Here is a 15152-nt window from a genome sequence, read left to right on the forward strand (position 1 = left end):
GGGAGCATACATGGCAAGCCGCGCGATGAGCCGGACAAACGTCGATTGGCGGGCAGCATTTCGCCGCTCGCTCCGGCGCGCGCTGCAAATGGGCGGCGCGGCAGTTCTATTTTCATTTATGCTTTTCCTGGGCCTCGCGGTGGCCAGCTATACGCAAACCGATCCCAGCGCATCGACTGCAGCTGCCGGAACCGATATCCGTAACTGGATGGGTGCGCCCGGCGCCTGGGCATCGGAGCGCCTGCTGTTCCTGTTGGGCTTGCCCGGGCTTTTGCTCCTTCCGTTTCTCTATGTCGCAGCACGCAACCTGGTACGCGGCGTGGAAGATGAAGAGGACGCGACCGATTACCAATGGTGGCTGCCGCTCAGCCTGCTGCTCATCTCGATCGCCCTCATCGGCACCGTCCTGTCACTGGCGTTTCCGGGACCCGGCGGATCGCTTCCGGCCGGCCTTGGTGGAACTGCCGGCCTCCTCGGCGCACGTGCGACAGAGGCAATCGGAGCGCGTTTCGGCACCGATATCGAAGGCTGGGTCGTGCTCGGACTTGCAGCGACATGGCTGGCGGTCGGCGTCGGCCTTGGCACTCGCGTTTTTGCAATCGAATGGGGCAAGCTCTTTACCCTGCCCAATTTCCTTAAGCGGTCAGAGCGTGTGATTGAGTCCGATGCTGCCTTCCGGCCCAAGAAGGCTAAGCGGATCCGCAAGAAGGTAAGCTCCGCTCAAGGGGAGGAACAGCTTGAACTCAAGGAGCGGCGCGCACCGGAGATTACCGATCCGAGTGCACCGCCGCGGCCCGCCAGGTCGAAGGCCAAATCCAAGCAGAAAGAGCTATTCGCAGACTACGAATTGCCCAGCCTTGAATTGCTGGCCGATCCACCGGCCAACACTGCGCCCAAGCTCGACAAAATGTCGCTGGAGCGCAACGCGCGCCTACTTGAGAACGTACTTGATGATTTCAACGTGAAGGGCGAGATCACTGCCGTACGCACAGGCCCGGTCGTAACCATGTACGAACTCGAGCCCGCACCGGGTATCAAGGCCAGCCGTGTGATCGGGCTTGCCGAAGATATTGCCCGCAACATGAGCGCGATTTCCGCGCGCGTTTCCTCGATCCCCGGCAAGACAGTGCTGGGCATCGAATTGCCCAATGCCGATCGCCAGATGGTGGCACTCAAAGAGCTGATGGCGAGCGAGGCCTTCGCCGAGAACAAAGGCAACCTCCCCATCATCCTCGGCAAGGACATCGCCGGCGAGCCAATCGTCGCTGACTTGGCCGCGATGCCGCACTTGCTAGTCGCCGGTACTACCGGATCGGGTAAGTCGGTCGGGCTCAACTGTATCTTGATGAGCCTGCTCTATCGCTTCACGCCTGCCGAATGCCGTCTAATTCTGATCGATCCCAAGGTACTCGAGCTGAAGAGCTACGACGACATCCCGCACCTTCTGTCACCGGTGGTTACCGAGCCCCACAAGTCGGTTCGGGCGCTGAAATGGGCGGTCGAGGAAATGGAGCGTCGTTACCGAATGATGTCGAGTATCGGCGCGCGCAATATCGGCGGCTTCAATGACCGCGTGCGCACCGCGATTGCAAAAGGCAAGCCGCTCGGTCGGCGGGTGCAGACTGGCTTCGATCCCGATACTGGCGAGGAACTCTACGAGGAAGAACAGCTCGACTACGAAGTGCTGCCGCAGATTGTTCTGATCGTCGACGAGCTGGCTGATCTGATGGTCACAGTCGGTAAGGAAATCGAGGTGCTGATCCAGCGCCTGAGCCAGAAATCGCGCGCCGCCGGCATCCACCTTATCATGGCAACGCAGCGCCCGTCGGTTGATGTGATCACCGGCGTGATCAAGGCCAACCTGCCAACGCGGATCAGCTTCAATGTCACCAGCCGGATCGACAGCCGCACGATCCTGGGCGAACAGGGTGCGGAGCAGTTGCTGGGCAAAGGCGACATGCTCTTCAAGCCATCGACCGGTGCGATCACCCGCGTCCATGCACCATTCGTTTCCGACGAGGAAGTCGAAGATGTGGCGAAGTACTGGCGCGGTCAGGGCTCACCCGACTACATTGATGCCGTAACCGAGGAACCCGAAGACGGCGGCTTCAACTTCGAGGACGAATTCACCGCTTCGGATAATCCGGATGAGCGCAAGTATCGCCAGGCCTGCCAGATAGTAATCGAAAATCAGAAGGCTTCGGGCTCGTGGCTCCAGCGCCAGATGGGCGTCGGCTATAACACGGCGGCCAAATGGATCGAACGCATGGAATCGGAAGGCCTGGTCGGTCCCGCCAATCATGTCGGCAGACGTGAGATTTTTAGAGACCGCGACGGTAATCCAATCTAATGGGCCGCACCCCGGATCAGACGGGTGATTCGCGAAAGAAACCCGCATAATGTCGCAAGACGCTTCACTGCCGCTAGCCGATCAGGACCCCACTGAGGAGGAGGCTAAGACCGACCGGGCGAAACGGCGCAGCCGCTATTTCCTGTTGAGAACGCTCGCCAACCTCAGGGCATGGTGGCGCGAAGTCGCAATCGACGACATCGACCAGTCAATGTGCATTGAGCGCATCCGGGGTGAATCGCTGCTCACTTCGCGTTACCTCTTTATGATCTGCATGTCGGCCGGCATTGCCGTGCTTGGCCTGCTATTGTCGTCACCGGCTGTGGTCATCGGCGCCATGTTGCTATCGCCGCTGATGAATCCCATCGTGGGCTCGGGCTTCGCTTTCGCAATCGGCGACTTCGTCTGGTTGAGGCGCTGCGGGCGCGCCCTGCTGGTGGGATCGATAGTCGCGATCCTGTTCTGCGCCTTCGTGGTTTTCCTGTCTCCGCTGCAAACCGTAACCGAGGAGATTGCGGCGCGAACGCGGCCCAACATTTTCGACCTGTTGGTTGCGCTATTTTCCGCTCTCGCAGGTGCCTATGCGCTCATTCGCGGCAAGGAAGGTACGATTGTTGGCGTTGCCATTGCGACCGCGTTGATGCCGCCGCTTGCTGTGGTTGGCTTTGGTATGGCCACTTTGAACACCACAGTATTCGGCGGCGCACTCATGCTGTTCATGACCAACTTGATCGTGATCGCTTTGACCGCGGCACTGATGGCGCGCCTATACGGCTTCCGCTCGACCCTGTCTTCCAAGCAATCGCTCGGTCAGTTCGCAGGTATTCTTGCCGCATTCGTGGCACTGGCGATTCCACTCGGAATATCGCTGGATCAGATTGTATCGGAAACCAATGGCACGCGCATCGCGCGCGGCACCATTACTGACACCTTTCCCGACAAGGCACGCATCACCGCACTGGACATCGACTGGGATAGCGAACCGGTGCTGGTCTCCGCGACAGTTCTCACGCCCGAATTTCGCATGAGTGCAAACACTGACATTGCCCGCGGTCTGAGCCGACAGCTCGGTCAGCCGACGGAAGTCGTGGTCGATCAGCTCCAGGTCAGCACCGATCCCGGAGCTGTGGAACAGGCCGAATTGGTCCAGGCACGCGCCGCAGAGCAAGCCGCCGCAACCGAAAGGCAGATTGCCGCGCTGACTTCGCAGCTCGCGATAATTGCCGGGGTCGAGCGCAAGGACGTAACAATAGATCGCGGCAATCGCCGAGCATTGGTGAGCGCCAAGCCACTCGATGAACTCGGACTGGCCGGTTACCGCACGCTTGAATCGCGGGTCGCAAGCCAGCTTCCCGGCTGGACGATCCAAATGAGGCCACCATTAATGCCGCTGCCGAACATCGCGCTCGAGGACGGTGCCATTGCGCCGGGCGAGGCACAGGACGTGGCCCTGCTGATCTGGGCCGGCCAACGCACTGGGACTGCGATTGCGCTAGAAGGGCCAGCCGAGCCGGTTGCAGTTCTGGCGGGTCAGCTACGCGAAGCCGGTGTTTCCGTGGTTGTCGAGCCACAAAACCCGCGCGATCGCATTGCTACGCGCTGGACCGTGTCCCCCTAGAGTTGCCTAGATCTGCAGGGGTGACAAAAAAGGCCACCCTCACGCTTAAGTGAGGATGGCCTTCTCGCTGCGTCCCGGGCGTAATTGGGAGGTGCCCAGGCGGGAAGTGTTGCGGCTTACTTCAGCTCGGAACCATCAAGCGTGACGTATTCGAGGGCAGCCGCCCTGCTCTTGGCCATGGTTTCGTCTGGCGAAGCGACAAGGCCGATCTTGGCCAGCGGGCCATCCTGGTTCCACATAGTAGTCCACTCGGCGAGAAACTCCTTGAGGCCTGGAATGGCCTCGAGATGCGCCTTCTTCACATAAATGTAGAGCGGGCGCGCACCGGGATAGGCAAAGCTCGAGATATTCTCATAGGTTGGGTCGACACCGTTCATCGGCAGCCCCTGCACCTTGTCGGCATTCTCTTCGAGATAGGAATAGCCGAACACGCCAACCGCTTTCGCGTTGTTCTCGATCTTCTGGACGATCAAGTTATCCTGTTCGCCCTGATCGACATAAAGTCCGTCCGAACGCACCTCGGTGCAGATCTGGTCGTAGCGATCCTCATCGCTTTCCTTCAGTGCTTTCATGTCCGGATTGGACTTGCAGCCTGCTTCGAGCACCAGCTCCTTGAGCGCGTCGCGTGTTCCCGAAGTCGACGGCGGACCGTAGACGAGAATGGGTTCATTGGGCAGCGAAGGATCGACATCTGACCAGGTTTGGGTGGTCTGCTCGCCGCCATAAGGTGAGGCGGCCAGCGCTTCGTAAACGATCTCCGGCGTCAGGTTCATGGTGATGCCGCCTTGCGCCGAAGCGAAAGCGATCCCGTCCAGGCCAACCTGGATTTCGATCACGTCGGTTACGCCATTGGCCTCGCAATTGGCGAACTCGCTAGCCTTCATCCGGCGCGATGCATTGGCGATATCGGGCTTGTCGACACCCACGCCCGAGCAAAACAGGTTCATACCTGCACCCGTACCAGTCGACTCCACGATCGGAGCGTTGAAGCCCGGATTCGATTGCGCGAAGCTCTCAGAAACTTTCTTCGCGAACGGCAAGACCGTGGATGATCCAACAACCTTGATCGAGTCTCGCGCGCCGCCGCTTGTCGCCGCATCGCCGCAGGCGGCCAGCGCCACGGTGCCCACTGCCGCGAAACATGCTGTTTTAAATGCTTTCATGAAAGTTTCCTTGTTGAATTCTTGGGTTGCCCGCTAGGCGGCTTTGATGACAGGAACGTGACAATCGTCGCGTCAGAAATCGACTTGCGCGCGGACACCAAAGACATCGACGCTATAGTCGGTATCTCCGCCGGTGCCGGGATAGACAGCATTCGAATAATCGAGTTTCCCGTAATTCGCGAGCAGCATGGTGTAATCGGTCGGCTTCCAGACTATCGAGAGGTAGTATCCGTCCTGCGAACCGCCGACTATCCCGGCATCGGTCAGGTCGAGATGGTCGTAGCGCAGGTTTACCTGCACCGAACCGATGCCCCCTTCGCCTACCGGATTTTCAGGCTTGGTGCGGTCGAACTTGCCGCCTTTGTAGCCGCGGGTGTCGCCCCTGGTGAGGAAATAGCCGACTTCGGCATAGCCGCCAAAGAACGTCGGATCCTCCATCGCACCTGGTTGGGCGACTTTATTCCAGTAGCCTTCCGCCACGGCGTGGAAAGGCCCGGAAATGACTGCGCTCTCCAAGCCGTAAGCGAATTCACTCTCCGCATCGAAGCGGCCGGTGTTTACGAAGCGCAGGTCGGTGAAGGCAACGAGCGGCCGCTGGCGATAACGCGCCTCGCTACCGCTCTCAAGATCACGAAAATGGACCGACGCACCCAGGTGCAGCTGCGCATCGCCGAGTTTCGGCATGAAAACAACACGCCCGTCCGCGCTCCAGCTTTCGTTGGAAAGCCGATCCATGTTGTCGCTGAACAGCCCTGCCTGCACCAGCACATCGTCGCTGCCGTATTCAGCAGCAATGCCCACCCGTCGGATAAAGCCGAAGGCATCGGTAAAGGCGGCGCGCTCGATGAAGCTGGTGTGCAGCGAGCTTGTGAGCTCTTCCAGCGACTGAAAATTGTTGAACTGTCCGACACTGATCTCGGCGTCGCCGCTTTCGTATGAAATGTAGGCGTCGGTCACTGCGAGATCGCTGTTCGCCACATCGACTTCGAACTTGTATCCGAAACCGCCCGGCATATCGCCCGAGACGCCCAGACGCGCGCGGCGGATATCGGTGCCCCAGCCATCGTCAACACCGGTCCCGGACGGAGCGTTTACGAAACCCGTGTCGTACTGGAGACGTCCGCGCGGTTTGAAGCTCCAGCCGCCCTCGCCCTTGATTTCGGGAGCGCCCTTCCAGTTGATCGCCGGGGTTTTCTCGACGGCCGCTGTGGCAACCGCAGCGGTTTCGACTGCTTCGGTGGCGCTTACCTGGGCTGCGTCCGCCTTGGCTTCTGCTTCTGCGAGCTCACTTTCGAGCGAATCGATGCGAGCGGCCATCTGCGCCATCATCGCGCGCATTTCAGCCAGCTCCTGCGAAATTGCTTCGCTTTGTCCATCTTGCGCGGCTGCCGGCAATGCCCAGCAATTGGCCACCGCGAGAGCCACAACAGCGCTTCTCATACCTAATTTCATTTAGAACCCCGTTCGATCAGCAAGATTGCATTTCAAGGTCACCTCTATGGGTCTTGAATGACGGATGTGTGACAAATCCTGTCAAAAGATTTCCACAAGCGAAGTGCCTACCCGTGGAGGAATATATCTCATTGAAAAGGAAACAAGATTTCCGGTCTCACGCGAACCAGCCTGCCGCTGTCTTGCTCCAGCATCGCCCATGTGGTGCGCGCGGAAACGATGATCTTGTCCTGACCATCGCGGAAATCGACCCGGCGTTCGGATTTGGCGCCCTTGGGATCACCGTCGATCCAGGTCTCCCCAGTTACGCTTTCGCCCGTTGCGATATTCCCCCGGTAATCGATCTCGTGGCGGATCACGACCCAGAAGAACTGCTCTTGATGTTCTGGGGCGGCAGCCGCGCTCCAATGCGCGGTGGCAAGATCCTGCACCCATTCCAGCCACACCGTATTGTTGACGTGCCTCAGCTCGTCGATGTGCTCGGGCGCGGCAGTAAAGGTCTGCTCGAAGCGCTGGGTCACTCCTTGATGCCCAGCGTCCATAGGGTCCACGCATATTGTTCGGCGACTTCCTTCAGAAAATCCCACCGGCCCGACTTGCCAAGATGCCCCGCGCCCATTTCGGTCTTGAGCAGCAATTCGTTGTCATCGGTTTTCACGTCGCGCAGCTTGGCAACCCACTTGGCCGGCTCCCAATAGGTCACCCGTGGATCGTTGAGGCCTGCCAGCACCAGCATGGGCGGATAGTCTTGCGCCACGGTATTCTCGTAGGGGCTGTAGGAGCGGATGTATTCGAACGCTTCCTTGCTCTCATAAGGATTGCCCCATTCGGGCCATTCGCCAGGGGTCAGGGGAAGGTCCTTGTCGAGCATGGTGTTGAGTACATCGACAAAGGGCACGTCAGCGATCACTGCTCCCCACAGTTCGGGATCGGAATTGGCAACAGCGCCCATCAGGGTCCCGCCCGCCGAGCCGCTGTAGGCGACGATCTTGCCTTCCGAGCTGATGCCCCGGTCGATCAGGGCACGCGCGACATCGACAAAATCGGCGAAGGTATTCTTGCGCTGCAAAAGCTTGCCGGCTTCGTGCCAGCGCTTACCGAGCTCGCCCCCGCCCCGCACATGGGCGATTGCAAACGCCATTCCGCGATCGAGCAGGCTCAACCGAGAAGTCGAGAAATAGGGGTCGCTCGCGTGCCCGTAGGATCCGTAGGCCATGATGTAGAGCGGTCCGCCAGCGCCGCCGTTGATGGCGTCGCGGTCTTTGCGGATCATGACCGATACCGGGACTTCGGTCCCGTCGCACGCCGTGATCATCAGCCTTTCGGTTTCGTAAAGCGACGCGTCGTAGCCCGACGGAATCTCCTGCTGCTTGAGCAGTTCCAGCTCGCCGTTCTCAAGTTGGTAATCATAGACCGAAGCGGGCGTGACCATGGACTGGTAGCTCAGTCGAAGCTTGTCGACAGCGTACTCAGGATTGTCCGAGAGGCCTGCGGTGTAACTCGCCTCGGGAAACTCGACCGCCTCGAAGCTGGTCGGATCCTCATATGAACGCAGCTGGACCTGCTCGAGTCCGTCCAGCCTGCCCTCGGTGACGAACAAGTCTTCGAATAGATCGAAGTCCGTCAGGTAGAACTCGTCCGAACCTTCGATCAGCGTGGCCCAGTCACCCGGATCGGAAATGGGAGCGGTAGCCAGCCGGAAGTTGGGATGCGTGTCATTCGCGTGGATGAAAACGGTGCCTTCGCGGATATCGACGCTGTATTCGACGCCCGCCTTGCGCTTGCGAACGAGTACTTGTTCGCCGGTCGGATCGTCCGCCCGTACCATCCAGACTTCGCGCGTATCGTGATTGCCGGTCGAAATAATTAGCCAGTCTTCCTGCGCGGAAAGTCCCTTACCAACTGTGAAGCCGAGCTCGTTCTCGGTGAAGATTTCGACATCGTCCGCCTCTGTGCTTCCCAGCGTGTGCAGTCGCACATTCTCGACCCGCCATTGCTCATTGGCGCGGCCATAGGCCAGCATCGTGTCGCCCTTGAGCCAGACGAGATTGGAGTTCGTATCGGTTATCGTATCGGCGAGCAGCTCTCCCGTTTCGAGATCCTTGATCCGCACATCGTAGCGCTCATTCGCGTTCGTATCGGCGGAATAGGCGAGATAGCGCCCGTTCTTGGTGATCGACATGGCGCCGAGGGCGAAATACTCGAGCCCCTTGGCGAGTTCGTTTTCGTCAAGAATCAGCTGCGCTTCACCGCCTGCGACGGGCTTGCGATAGTGGCGGCGATATTGGTCGCCTTCCTCGAATTCGCGCCAATACAGCCAGTCGCCGTCCTTCTGCGGTACCGAGCTGTCGTCTTCCTTGATCCGCCCTTTCAGCTCTTCGAACAGCGTATCGACCAGCGCCTGGCGCGGGGCCATCTGCGTCTCGAACCAGGCGTTCTCGGCTTTCACATAGTCCAGAATGTCCTCGTCATCGATGACGGGATAGGACTGGTCCTTGAGCCAGTGATAGGGATCAGACAGCGTTATGCCGTGATGGGTGTAGCTGTGTTCGCGCTTTTCCGCGACAGGCGGGGCTGCCGGCTTCGTCGGGTTCATGTGACGGATATCCTGCTGGTTTCGCGCTTCCTCGGCGAAGGCAGGCGAGAAGGCAAGACCCGCTGCCATGAAGGCTGCGACTAGACGGAATTGCATGTGTTCGACCCGTTTGGCTAAAGCAATTGGCAAGCTGGTTGCCAGCCGCCTATGTTATTGCTGTGGTTTCAATTGTAAGTTCCGGTGCCGGATAGCAAGTGAACTCCGGCTGAGCGAATACAGGATCGACAGAATGCTGATGCAAACACATGAAGCCCGACTCGATGCCTTGCGCAAGGAGCTGGTGAAGCGGGAACTCGATGGCTTCGTCGTTCCCATCTCTGATGAGCATATGAGCGAATATGTCGGCGCCTATGCCCAGCGGCTCGAATGGCTGACCGGCTTTGGCGGTTCGGCAGGCAGCGCGATCGTGCTGGCAGGCGAGTACGAAGGCACGGGGGCGGCGATCTTCGTCGATGGCCGCTATACCGTGCAAGTCCGCGACCAGGTTGACGGGGCGCTGTTCGAATACCGCTCGGTCCCGCAGGACAGCCATGGCAAGTGGCTGCTGGAGCATGCCCCCGAAGGCGCGCGGATCGGCTACGATGCCTGGCTGCATTCGCGCGGATGGGCCAAGGCCATTTCCGGCGCGCTCGCGAAGATCGGCGGCGAGCTGGTGGCGGTCGATGGCAATCCAATCGATGCAGTGTGGGATAGCCAGCCCGTTCCCTCGCCTGCGCCGGCAACAATCCACAGCGATGAACATGCCGGGCGCAGCAGCGCGGAGAAGCGCGCCGAAGTCGCCGACTGGCTCAAGCGTGAAGGCCACGATGCGGTGGTTATCTCAGCGCTCGATTCGGTCGCCTGGCTACTCAATATCAGGGGCGCGGATGTCGACCATACGCCCGTCGCCCTGTCCTATGTCCTGGCGCACAGCGACGGCACCGCAGAGCTATTCATAGCCCCCGAAAAGGTCACCCCCGAGCTGGAGCGCCACCTCGGCAACGCCGTCACCATTCGTTCGCGCGACAGCTTTCCTGCCGCCCTGTCGGATCTAAGAGGCAAGACCGTCGCAGTAGACCCGGAACGCGCGGTCGCCGCGATTTTCGAACTGCTCGAACAGGGCGGCGCGAAGACTGTCGCCACGCTCGATCCAACGATCCTGCCCAAGGCGATCAAGAACACGGTCGAGCAACAAGGTCACCGCGACGCGCAGCACCGCGACGGGGCAGCCGTATCGAAGTTCCTGCACTGGTTGGAAGAGCAGGCGCCTTCGGGCGAAATCGACGAACTTGGCGCAGCAGCACAACTCAAGGCGTTTCGCGAGGAAACAGGCGTGCTGCGCGACTTATCGTTCGACACGATCAGCGCGGCGGGTGCGCACGCCGCCTTGCCGCATTACAAGGTCGACGAGGACAGCAATATCCCGATCCCGCCCTCAAGCATCTACTTGGTCGATTCGGGCGGACAATATGCCGATGGCACGACCGACATTACGCGCACTGTCTGGGTCGGCCCCGGCAAGCCGTCTGCCGAAATGATCGACCGCAATACGCGCGTGCTGAAGGGCCACATCGCGATTGCCACCGCCGTATTCCCTGCAGGCAGCGCGGGCAGCCAGCTCGACAGCTTCGCCCGGCAGTACCTGTGGCAGGCCGGCGTTGATTACGCACATGGCACGGGCCACGGAGTGGGTAGTTTCCTCTCGGTGCATGAAGGGCCGCAGCGGATAGCCAAGGCCAGCGGGGGGCAAGCCGGGACAGATCATCCGATCCATGCGGGCATGATCATCTCGAACGAGCCGGGCTATTACAAGCAGGGTCATTTCGGGATCCGGATCGAAAACCTGGTGCTGGTCGAGGAGCGCGAAATCGAGGGCGGTGAAGGCGAATGGCTCGGCTTCGAAACGCTTACTTTTGTCCCGCTCGATCGGCAGCTGATCGACAAGTCCATGTTATCGCACAGCGAAATCGCCTGGGTAGACGCGTACCACGCGACAACCGCAGAGATCCTCCTGCCGCAGCTTGAAGGAGCTGATCGCGACTGGGTCGAACGCAATTGCGCACCGCTGTAAGAACCGCTTGTAGGATTACGCATGTTCACTTAATGTTCTCTCCGACTCACCACACGAATCGGGAGAAACATCGTGATTGGATATGTAACACTCGGCACCAACGACCTAGAACGCGCCGCACAATTCTATGACGCAATCGCCGCTGAAATGGGCGTTGGCCGGATGATGGATTTCGACACCTTCATTGCCTGGGGCACATGGGATGGCGGTGCGGGCATCGCAGCGACCAAGCCATTCGATGGCAATGAGGCGAGCGTCGGCAACGGTACGATGGTGGCAATCCAGGCCGAATCGAAAGAGCAGGTTCACAGGCTCTACGATATCGCAATGGCCAATGGCGGAAGCGACGAAGGCGCGCCGGGCCCGCGCGGCGACGCGGACGAGAATGGCAACGTCTTCTACGCCGGTTATTTCCGCGATCCGGACGGCAACAAGCTCAATGCCTTCCTGATGGCTCCGGCTGAATGAGCGTCGACCCAAAGCGGCTCGATACGCACTTCATCCATCTTGGCCTTGGCGCGACGGCAGTTGCCCAGCCTCCGTTCTCGGGGATGGAATGGTACGAGGAATATGGCCAGCGCCACGGCGGCGATGGCCGCGAAGGTCGCCTCGTGTCGATGTACAGCTTCTCCGAAAGCTGGGACAGCTGGGAAAGGCACCCGGTGGGAGAGGAAGTCGTCATCTGCACCGAAGGCTGCATCACATTGCATCAGGAGTTCCCTGACGGTCGGACCGCACAGGTGACGCTAAATCCCGGCGAGTATGCGATCAATCCTGCCGGGGTCTGGCACACGGCTGACGTCGAAGCCGCGGCAACGGCGGTATTCATCACCGCCGGAGAAGGCACCGATCATCGTCCGCGATAGCTTGGTCGCAGTCTTGCACGATGATGAATGAACGCGCCTGGCTGCGACAAACCGCGACAATTCCGCCCTCTGCCGGCACATTGCTGTGACATAGCCTTGTTAGACAGGTCTCCATGAGCTGCGGAGGAGCGCAACATTTCCTCCCCCAGAAGCGCCCTTCGCAGCTCGATCGGACCCTCAAGCAAGGACAATGCAGATGCGAAAACTCACCCTGACCCTTTCTGTCGCAACACTGGCGATTGCCGGTAGCAGCGCCGCTCTCGCCCAGCATCACGGCGGCAAACACAATCCCGACGCCAATGGCGACGGTATCGTCACCCAGGCGGAAGCCCGGGCGCAGGCGCAGGAGATGTGGGCGAAGATGGATGCCAATGGCGATGGCATCATCGATTCGAATGATCGCGCCGCCCACAAGGAAACCCGTGGCGAGAAGCGCACCGAACGTTTTGCCGAAGCCGATACCAATGGTGACGGCGAACTCAGCCTCGCTGAAATGGAAGCCCGGCACGCCGAACGGGCCGAGCGCAAGGCAGATAAGCTCGGTGATCGCTTCGCCAAGCTCGATGCCGATAACTCGGGCGGTGTATCCCAGGAAGAGATGAAGGCAGCGCGCGAAGGCAAGATGGGCAACCGCGGCAAAGGCGGTGGCCACGGCATGCGCGGCCCCCGCATGATGCTCAAGAAGGCGGACGCCAATGGTGACGGCGCAGTCTCTCGCGCCGAGTTCGATGCTGCCCTTGCCGCCCGGTTTGCCCAGGCCGACAGCGACGGCGACGGTGCCATCTCTCAAGACGAACGCGAAGCTGCTCGCGAAGCCATGCGTGAGCGCAGGCAAGAGCGCCGTGCGAAGCGCGCGGCGAGCTAGGCTTGCCAGTCAATCCGGAGGGGCGCTAACCCGCAAGGACAATGAGCGACACCGCGCCCTCCACCCACATCCTGCTGGTCGATGACGAGGCCAGCTTGCGCGAACCCCTGGCCGAGTATCTCACCGGGCAGGGGTTCCTTGTGACCGAGGCGGAGAGTGCAGCCGCAGCGCGCTCACGCCTGCTTGACACCCAGCCCGATATTGCGCTGCTCGACATCATGATGCCGGGCGAGGACGGTTTGTCCCTCTGCCGCCACCTCGTCGAGAGCCGAGGATTGCCGGTCATCTTGCTCACTGCCAAAGGCGAGGCGATGGACCGGATCGTCGGCCTCGAGATCGGCGCGGACGACTATGTCACCAAGCCGTTCGAACCGCGCGAGCTGGTCGCGCGCATTCGCTCGGTCTTGCGGCGCGCCAGCAAGGCTCCCCACACTCCGGAAGAGGATGCGCACTACCAGTTCGAAGGCTGGCAGCTCGATCCCCTGAAGCGACGGCTGACCGATCCCGATGGTGCGCTGGTCCCCATTTCGACCGCCGAGTTCCGCTTGCTACGGGTCTTCCTCGATCGTCCGCGCGCGGTGCTGGACCGGGATTTCCTGCTCGATTCGGTGCAGGGCCGAGAAGCACACCTGTTCGACCGGGCCGTCGACAACCAGGTCAGCCGCCTCAGGCGCAAGATCGAGATCGACAGCCGGAACCCGAAATTCATCCAGACAGTGCGTGGTGGCGGCTACCGGTTCGGCGCAGATGTCTCGCGGCATAGCAAGGGGCGCTGACATGCGATTCCTGCCTCGCAGCCTGCTAGGACAGACACTGACGGTCGTGGCGATCGCGTTGCTCGTCGCGCAGCTGGCATCAGCAGTCTTGCTCGTCCGTGCGGCAGAAAATCGCCGCCTCGCCGTGGCGGTCAATGCTACTGCCAATCTCCAGGCATATGATGCGCCACTGGCTGTCTCTGCGCGCAGCCCGCGAGAGGAGCAGCGCTGGCGCGCGTTGCAGCGGCGTGGCCGCTTCCCGATCGAAGTCAGTCAAGAGTCGCCAGCATTCATTGCTGCCGGACAAATCGATGCGCGAGCTACCGAAGCAGTCGCTGAGATTCTGGGTGAGATTTCGACGCCGCCTCATGCCGTCCACTCGATTGTCCGCAAAGCCAGCGCGGATCCCTATCTGCGAGACAGACAAAGACCAGCCATGCGCAGGCGGGCATCCGGATGGAGCGAGCGCCAAATCCTCGTCACCGCAGTGCAGCCCAGTCAAGCTAGCCCGTGGTTCGTGACGCGCGTGCCGCTGCCTAGGACAGAGCGCGGCATGCTAGCCGGCATCGTGCTCCAGACCGGAGTACTTTTCCTGGTCCTGATGGCTGTCCTGTACCTGTTGCTGCGCCGGATTACGCGCCCTCTCGCGCAGCTATCCGGCCAGGTCGAGCTTTTCACGCGGACGCTGTCTTCGGCCGAACCCCTTGCATCGAGCGGGCCCCATGATGTCGCCCGGTTGATCGCGGCGCACAACACCATGGAAGCACGCATCAGCTCGATGCTCGAAGAAAAGGACGTGATGCTCGGCGCAATCGGCCATGATCTCAAGACGCCGCTCGCAGCCTTGCGGGTCCGGATCGAATCAATCGAAGATGAGGTGAGCCGAGACAAGATGGCTACCAGCATCGAGGAAATCACGCAGACGCTCGATGACATCCTGTCGCTGGCACGAGTCGGCAAATCTAATGTCCCGCCCGAACCGACTGAACTATCCGCCCTCACCCAATCGGTGGTCGAGGAATTCGAGGATCTGGAGCAGCCGGTTGAACTGGCGGAAACGCAGCGCGTGGTTGCTCCGGTTCACGTCAACTGGCTCAAGCGGGCGCTGCGCAATCTCATCGCCAACGCGATCCGCTATGGCGGGAAGGCCCGGGTCGGGCTTGCCGTTGATCCTTCAATGGTCACGATAAGCGTCGAAGATGCCGGGCCCGGCATTCCCGAAGACAAGATCCAGGCGATGTTCGAGCCTTTCCGGCGCGGAGAGGCCTCGCGCAATCGCGACACTGGCGGTGCAGGCTTGGGCCTGACGCTCGCACGCGCAATAGCCGAGCAGCACGGGGGATCGCTGATCCTGTCAAACCGGGAGGAAGGTGGATTGCGCGCGGAAATCAGGCTTCCGCTGGATAGCGAGGGCGATTCGGCCTAGCGTGCACCTTG

General features: G+C 60.6%; 12 protein-coding genes. 8 read left to right on the plus strand and 4 right to left on the minus strand.

The window, feature by feature from the left end; all coding sequences use genetic code 11:
- Nucleotides 1-10: 10 nt before the first annotated feature.
- Nucleotides 11-2350, plus strand: a complete 2340-nt coding sequence (locus tag ACEWMW_RS03110; RefSeq protein WP_409412426.1) for an FtsK/SpoIIIE family DNA translocase — start codon at nucleotides 11-13, stop codon at nucleotides 2348-2350.
- A 49-nt stretch (nucleotides 2351-2399) separates the two neighbouring features.
- Nucleotides 2400-3968 carry a DUF389 domain-containing protein gene (locus ACEWMW_RS03115; RefSeq protein WP_409412427.1) on the plus strand — a complete coding sequence of 523 codons (1569 nt, stop codon included), beginning with the start codon at nucleotides 2400-2402 and terminating at the stop codon, nucleotides 3966-3968.
- Between the two features lie 116 nt (nucleotides 3969-4084).
- Here ACEWMW_RS03115 and ACEWMW_RS03120 read toward each other — a convergent pair whose 3' ends face one another.
- The 4 genes from ACEWMW_RS03120 to ACEWMW_RS03135 form a co-directional block, all read right to left on the minus strand.
- Complete coding sequence (locus ACEWMW_RS03120) at nucleotides 4085-5131, minus strand: substrate-binding domain-containing protein (protein ID WP_409412428.1); 1047 nt, start codon at nucleotides 5129-5131, stop codon at nucleotides 4085-4087.
- 72 nt (nucleotides 5132-5203) lie between these two features.
- The gene (locus ACEWMW_RS03125; RefSeq protein WP_409412429.1) at nucleotides 5204-6571 is read right to left on the minus strand and encodes an OprO/OprP family phosphate-selective porin; all 1368 of its coding nucleotides are present in this window, start codon (nucleotides 6569-6571) and stop codon (nucleotides 5204-5206) included.
- Between the two features lie 140 nt (nucleotides 6572-6711).
- A complete protein-coding gene (locus ACEWMW_RS03130) occupies nucleotides 6712-7104 on the minus strand; it encodes an acyl-CoA thioesterase (protein ID WP_409412430.1) in 393 nt (130 codons plus the stop codon).
- Nucleotides 7101-9275 (minus strand): S9 family peptidase, encoded by a 2175-nt coding sequence (locus tag ACEWMW_RS03135; protein WP_409412431.1) that lies wholly within the window; start codon nucleotides 9273-9275, stop codon nucleotides 7101-7103. The genes ACEWMW_RS03130 and ACEWMW_RS03135 overlap by 4 nt, the downstream gene beginning before the upstream one ends.
- A gap of 133 nt (nucleotides 9276-9408) precedes the next feature.
- On the opposite strand from ACEWMW_RS03135, the gene ACEWMW_RS03140 reads away from it, so the two are divergent.
- The 6 genes from ACEWMW_RS03140 (at nucleotide 9409) to ACEWMW_RS03165 (ending at nucleotide 15141) form a co-directional block, all read left to right on the plus strand.
- Complete coding sequence (locus ACEWMW_RS03140; protein ID WP_409412432.1) at nucleotides 9409-11229, plus strand: aminopeptidase P family protein; 1821 nt, start codon at nucleotides 9409-9411, stop codon at nucleotides 11227-11229.
- A 72-nt stretch (nucleotides 11230-11301) separates the two neighbouring features.
- A complete protein-coding gene (locus tag ACEWMW_RS03145) occupies nucleotides 11302-11697 on the plus strand; it encodes a VOC family protein (RefSeq protein WP_409412433.1) in 396 nt (131 codons plus the stop codon).
- A complete protein-coding gene (locus ACEWMW_RS03150) occupies nucleotides 11694-12095 on the plus strand; it encodes a cupin domain-containing protein (protein WP_409412434.1) in 402 nt (133 codons plus the stop codon). Before ACEWMW_RS03145 ends, ACEWMW_RS03150 begins: the two co-directional genes overlap by 4 nt.
- Before the next feature lie 196 nt (nucleotides 12096-12291).
- On the plus strand, nucleotides 12292-12960 hold the full coding sequence (locus ACEWMW_RS03155) for an EF-hand domain-containing protein (RefSeq protein ID WP_409412435.1): 669 nt from the start codon (nucleotides 12292-12294) through the stop codon (nucleotides 12958-12960).
- A gap of 41 nt (nucleotides 12961-13001) precedes the next feature.
- Nucleotides 13002-13736, plus strand: a complete 735-nt coding sequence (locus tag ACEWMW_RS03160) for a response regulator (RefSeq protein WP_409412436.1) — start codon at nucleotides 13002-13004, stop codon at nucleotides 13734-13736.
- Nucleotide 13737: 1 nt separating this feature from the next.
- Entirely contained in the window at nucleotides 13738-15141 is a 1404-nt protein-coding gene (locus tag ACEWMW_RS03165) for a sensor histidine kinase (protein WP_409412437.1), read from the plus strand.
- The last annotated feature ends 11 nt before the right edge of the window (nucleotides 15142-15152 follow it).

Source organism: Litorerythrobacter xanthomarinus (assembly GCF_046254955.1).
Taxonomy (GTDB): domain Bacteria; phylum Pseudomonadota; class Alphaproteobacteria; order Sphingomonadales; family Sphingomonadaceae; genus Qipengyuania_C.

What these genes read in the sequence shown, in the direction of transcription:
- ACEWMW_RS03120 (WP_409412428.1), bottom strand. Translation starts at nt 5,131, where the DNA reads ATGAAAGCATTTAAAACAGCATGTTTCGCGGCAGTGGGCACCGTGGCG.
- ACEWMW_RS03110 (WP_409412426.1), top strand. Translation starts at nt 11, where the DNA reads ATGGCAAGCCGCGCGATGAGCCGGACAAACGTCGATTGGCGGGCAGCA.
- ACEWMW_RS03125 (WP_409412429.1), bottom strand. Translation starts at nt 6,571, where the DNA reads ATGAGAAGCGCTGTTGTGGCTCTCGCGGTGGCCAATTGCTGGGCATTG.
- ACEWMW_RS03140 (WP_409412432.1), top strand. Translation starts at nt 9,409, where the DNA reads ATGCTGATGCAAACACATGAAGCCCGACTCGATGCCTTGCGCAAGGAG.
- ACEWMW_RS03135 (WP_409412431.1), bottom strand. Translation starts at nt 9,275, where the DNA reads ATGCAATTCCGTCTAGTCGCAGCCTTCATGGCAGCGGGTCTTGCCTTC.
- ACEWMW_RS03150 (WP_409412434.1), top strand. Translation starts at nt 11,694, where the DNA reads ATGAGCGTCGACCCAAAGCGGCTCGATACGCACTTCATCCATCTTGGC.
- ACEWMW_RS03165 (WP_409412437.1), top strand. Translation starts at nt 13,738, where the DNA reads ATGCGATTCCTGCCTCGCAGCCTGCTAGGACAGACACTGACGGTCGTG.
- ACEWMW_RS03160 (WP_409412436.1), top strand. Translation starts at nt 13,002, where the DNA reads ATGAGCGACACCGCGCCCTCCACCCACATCCTGCTGGTCGATGACGAG.
- ACEWMW_RS03155 (WP_409412435.1), top strand. Translation starts at nt 12,292, where the DNA reads ATGCGAAAACTCACCCTGACCCTTTCTGTCGCAACACTGGCGATTGCC.
- ACEWMW_RS03115 (WP_409412427.1), top strand. Translation starts at nt 2,400, where the DNA reads ATGTCGCAAGACGCTTCACTGCCGCTAGCCGATCAGGACCCCACTGAG.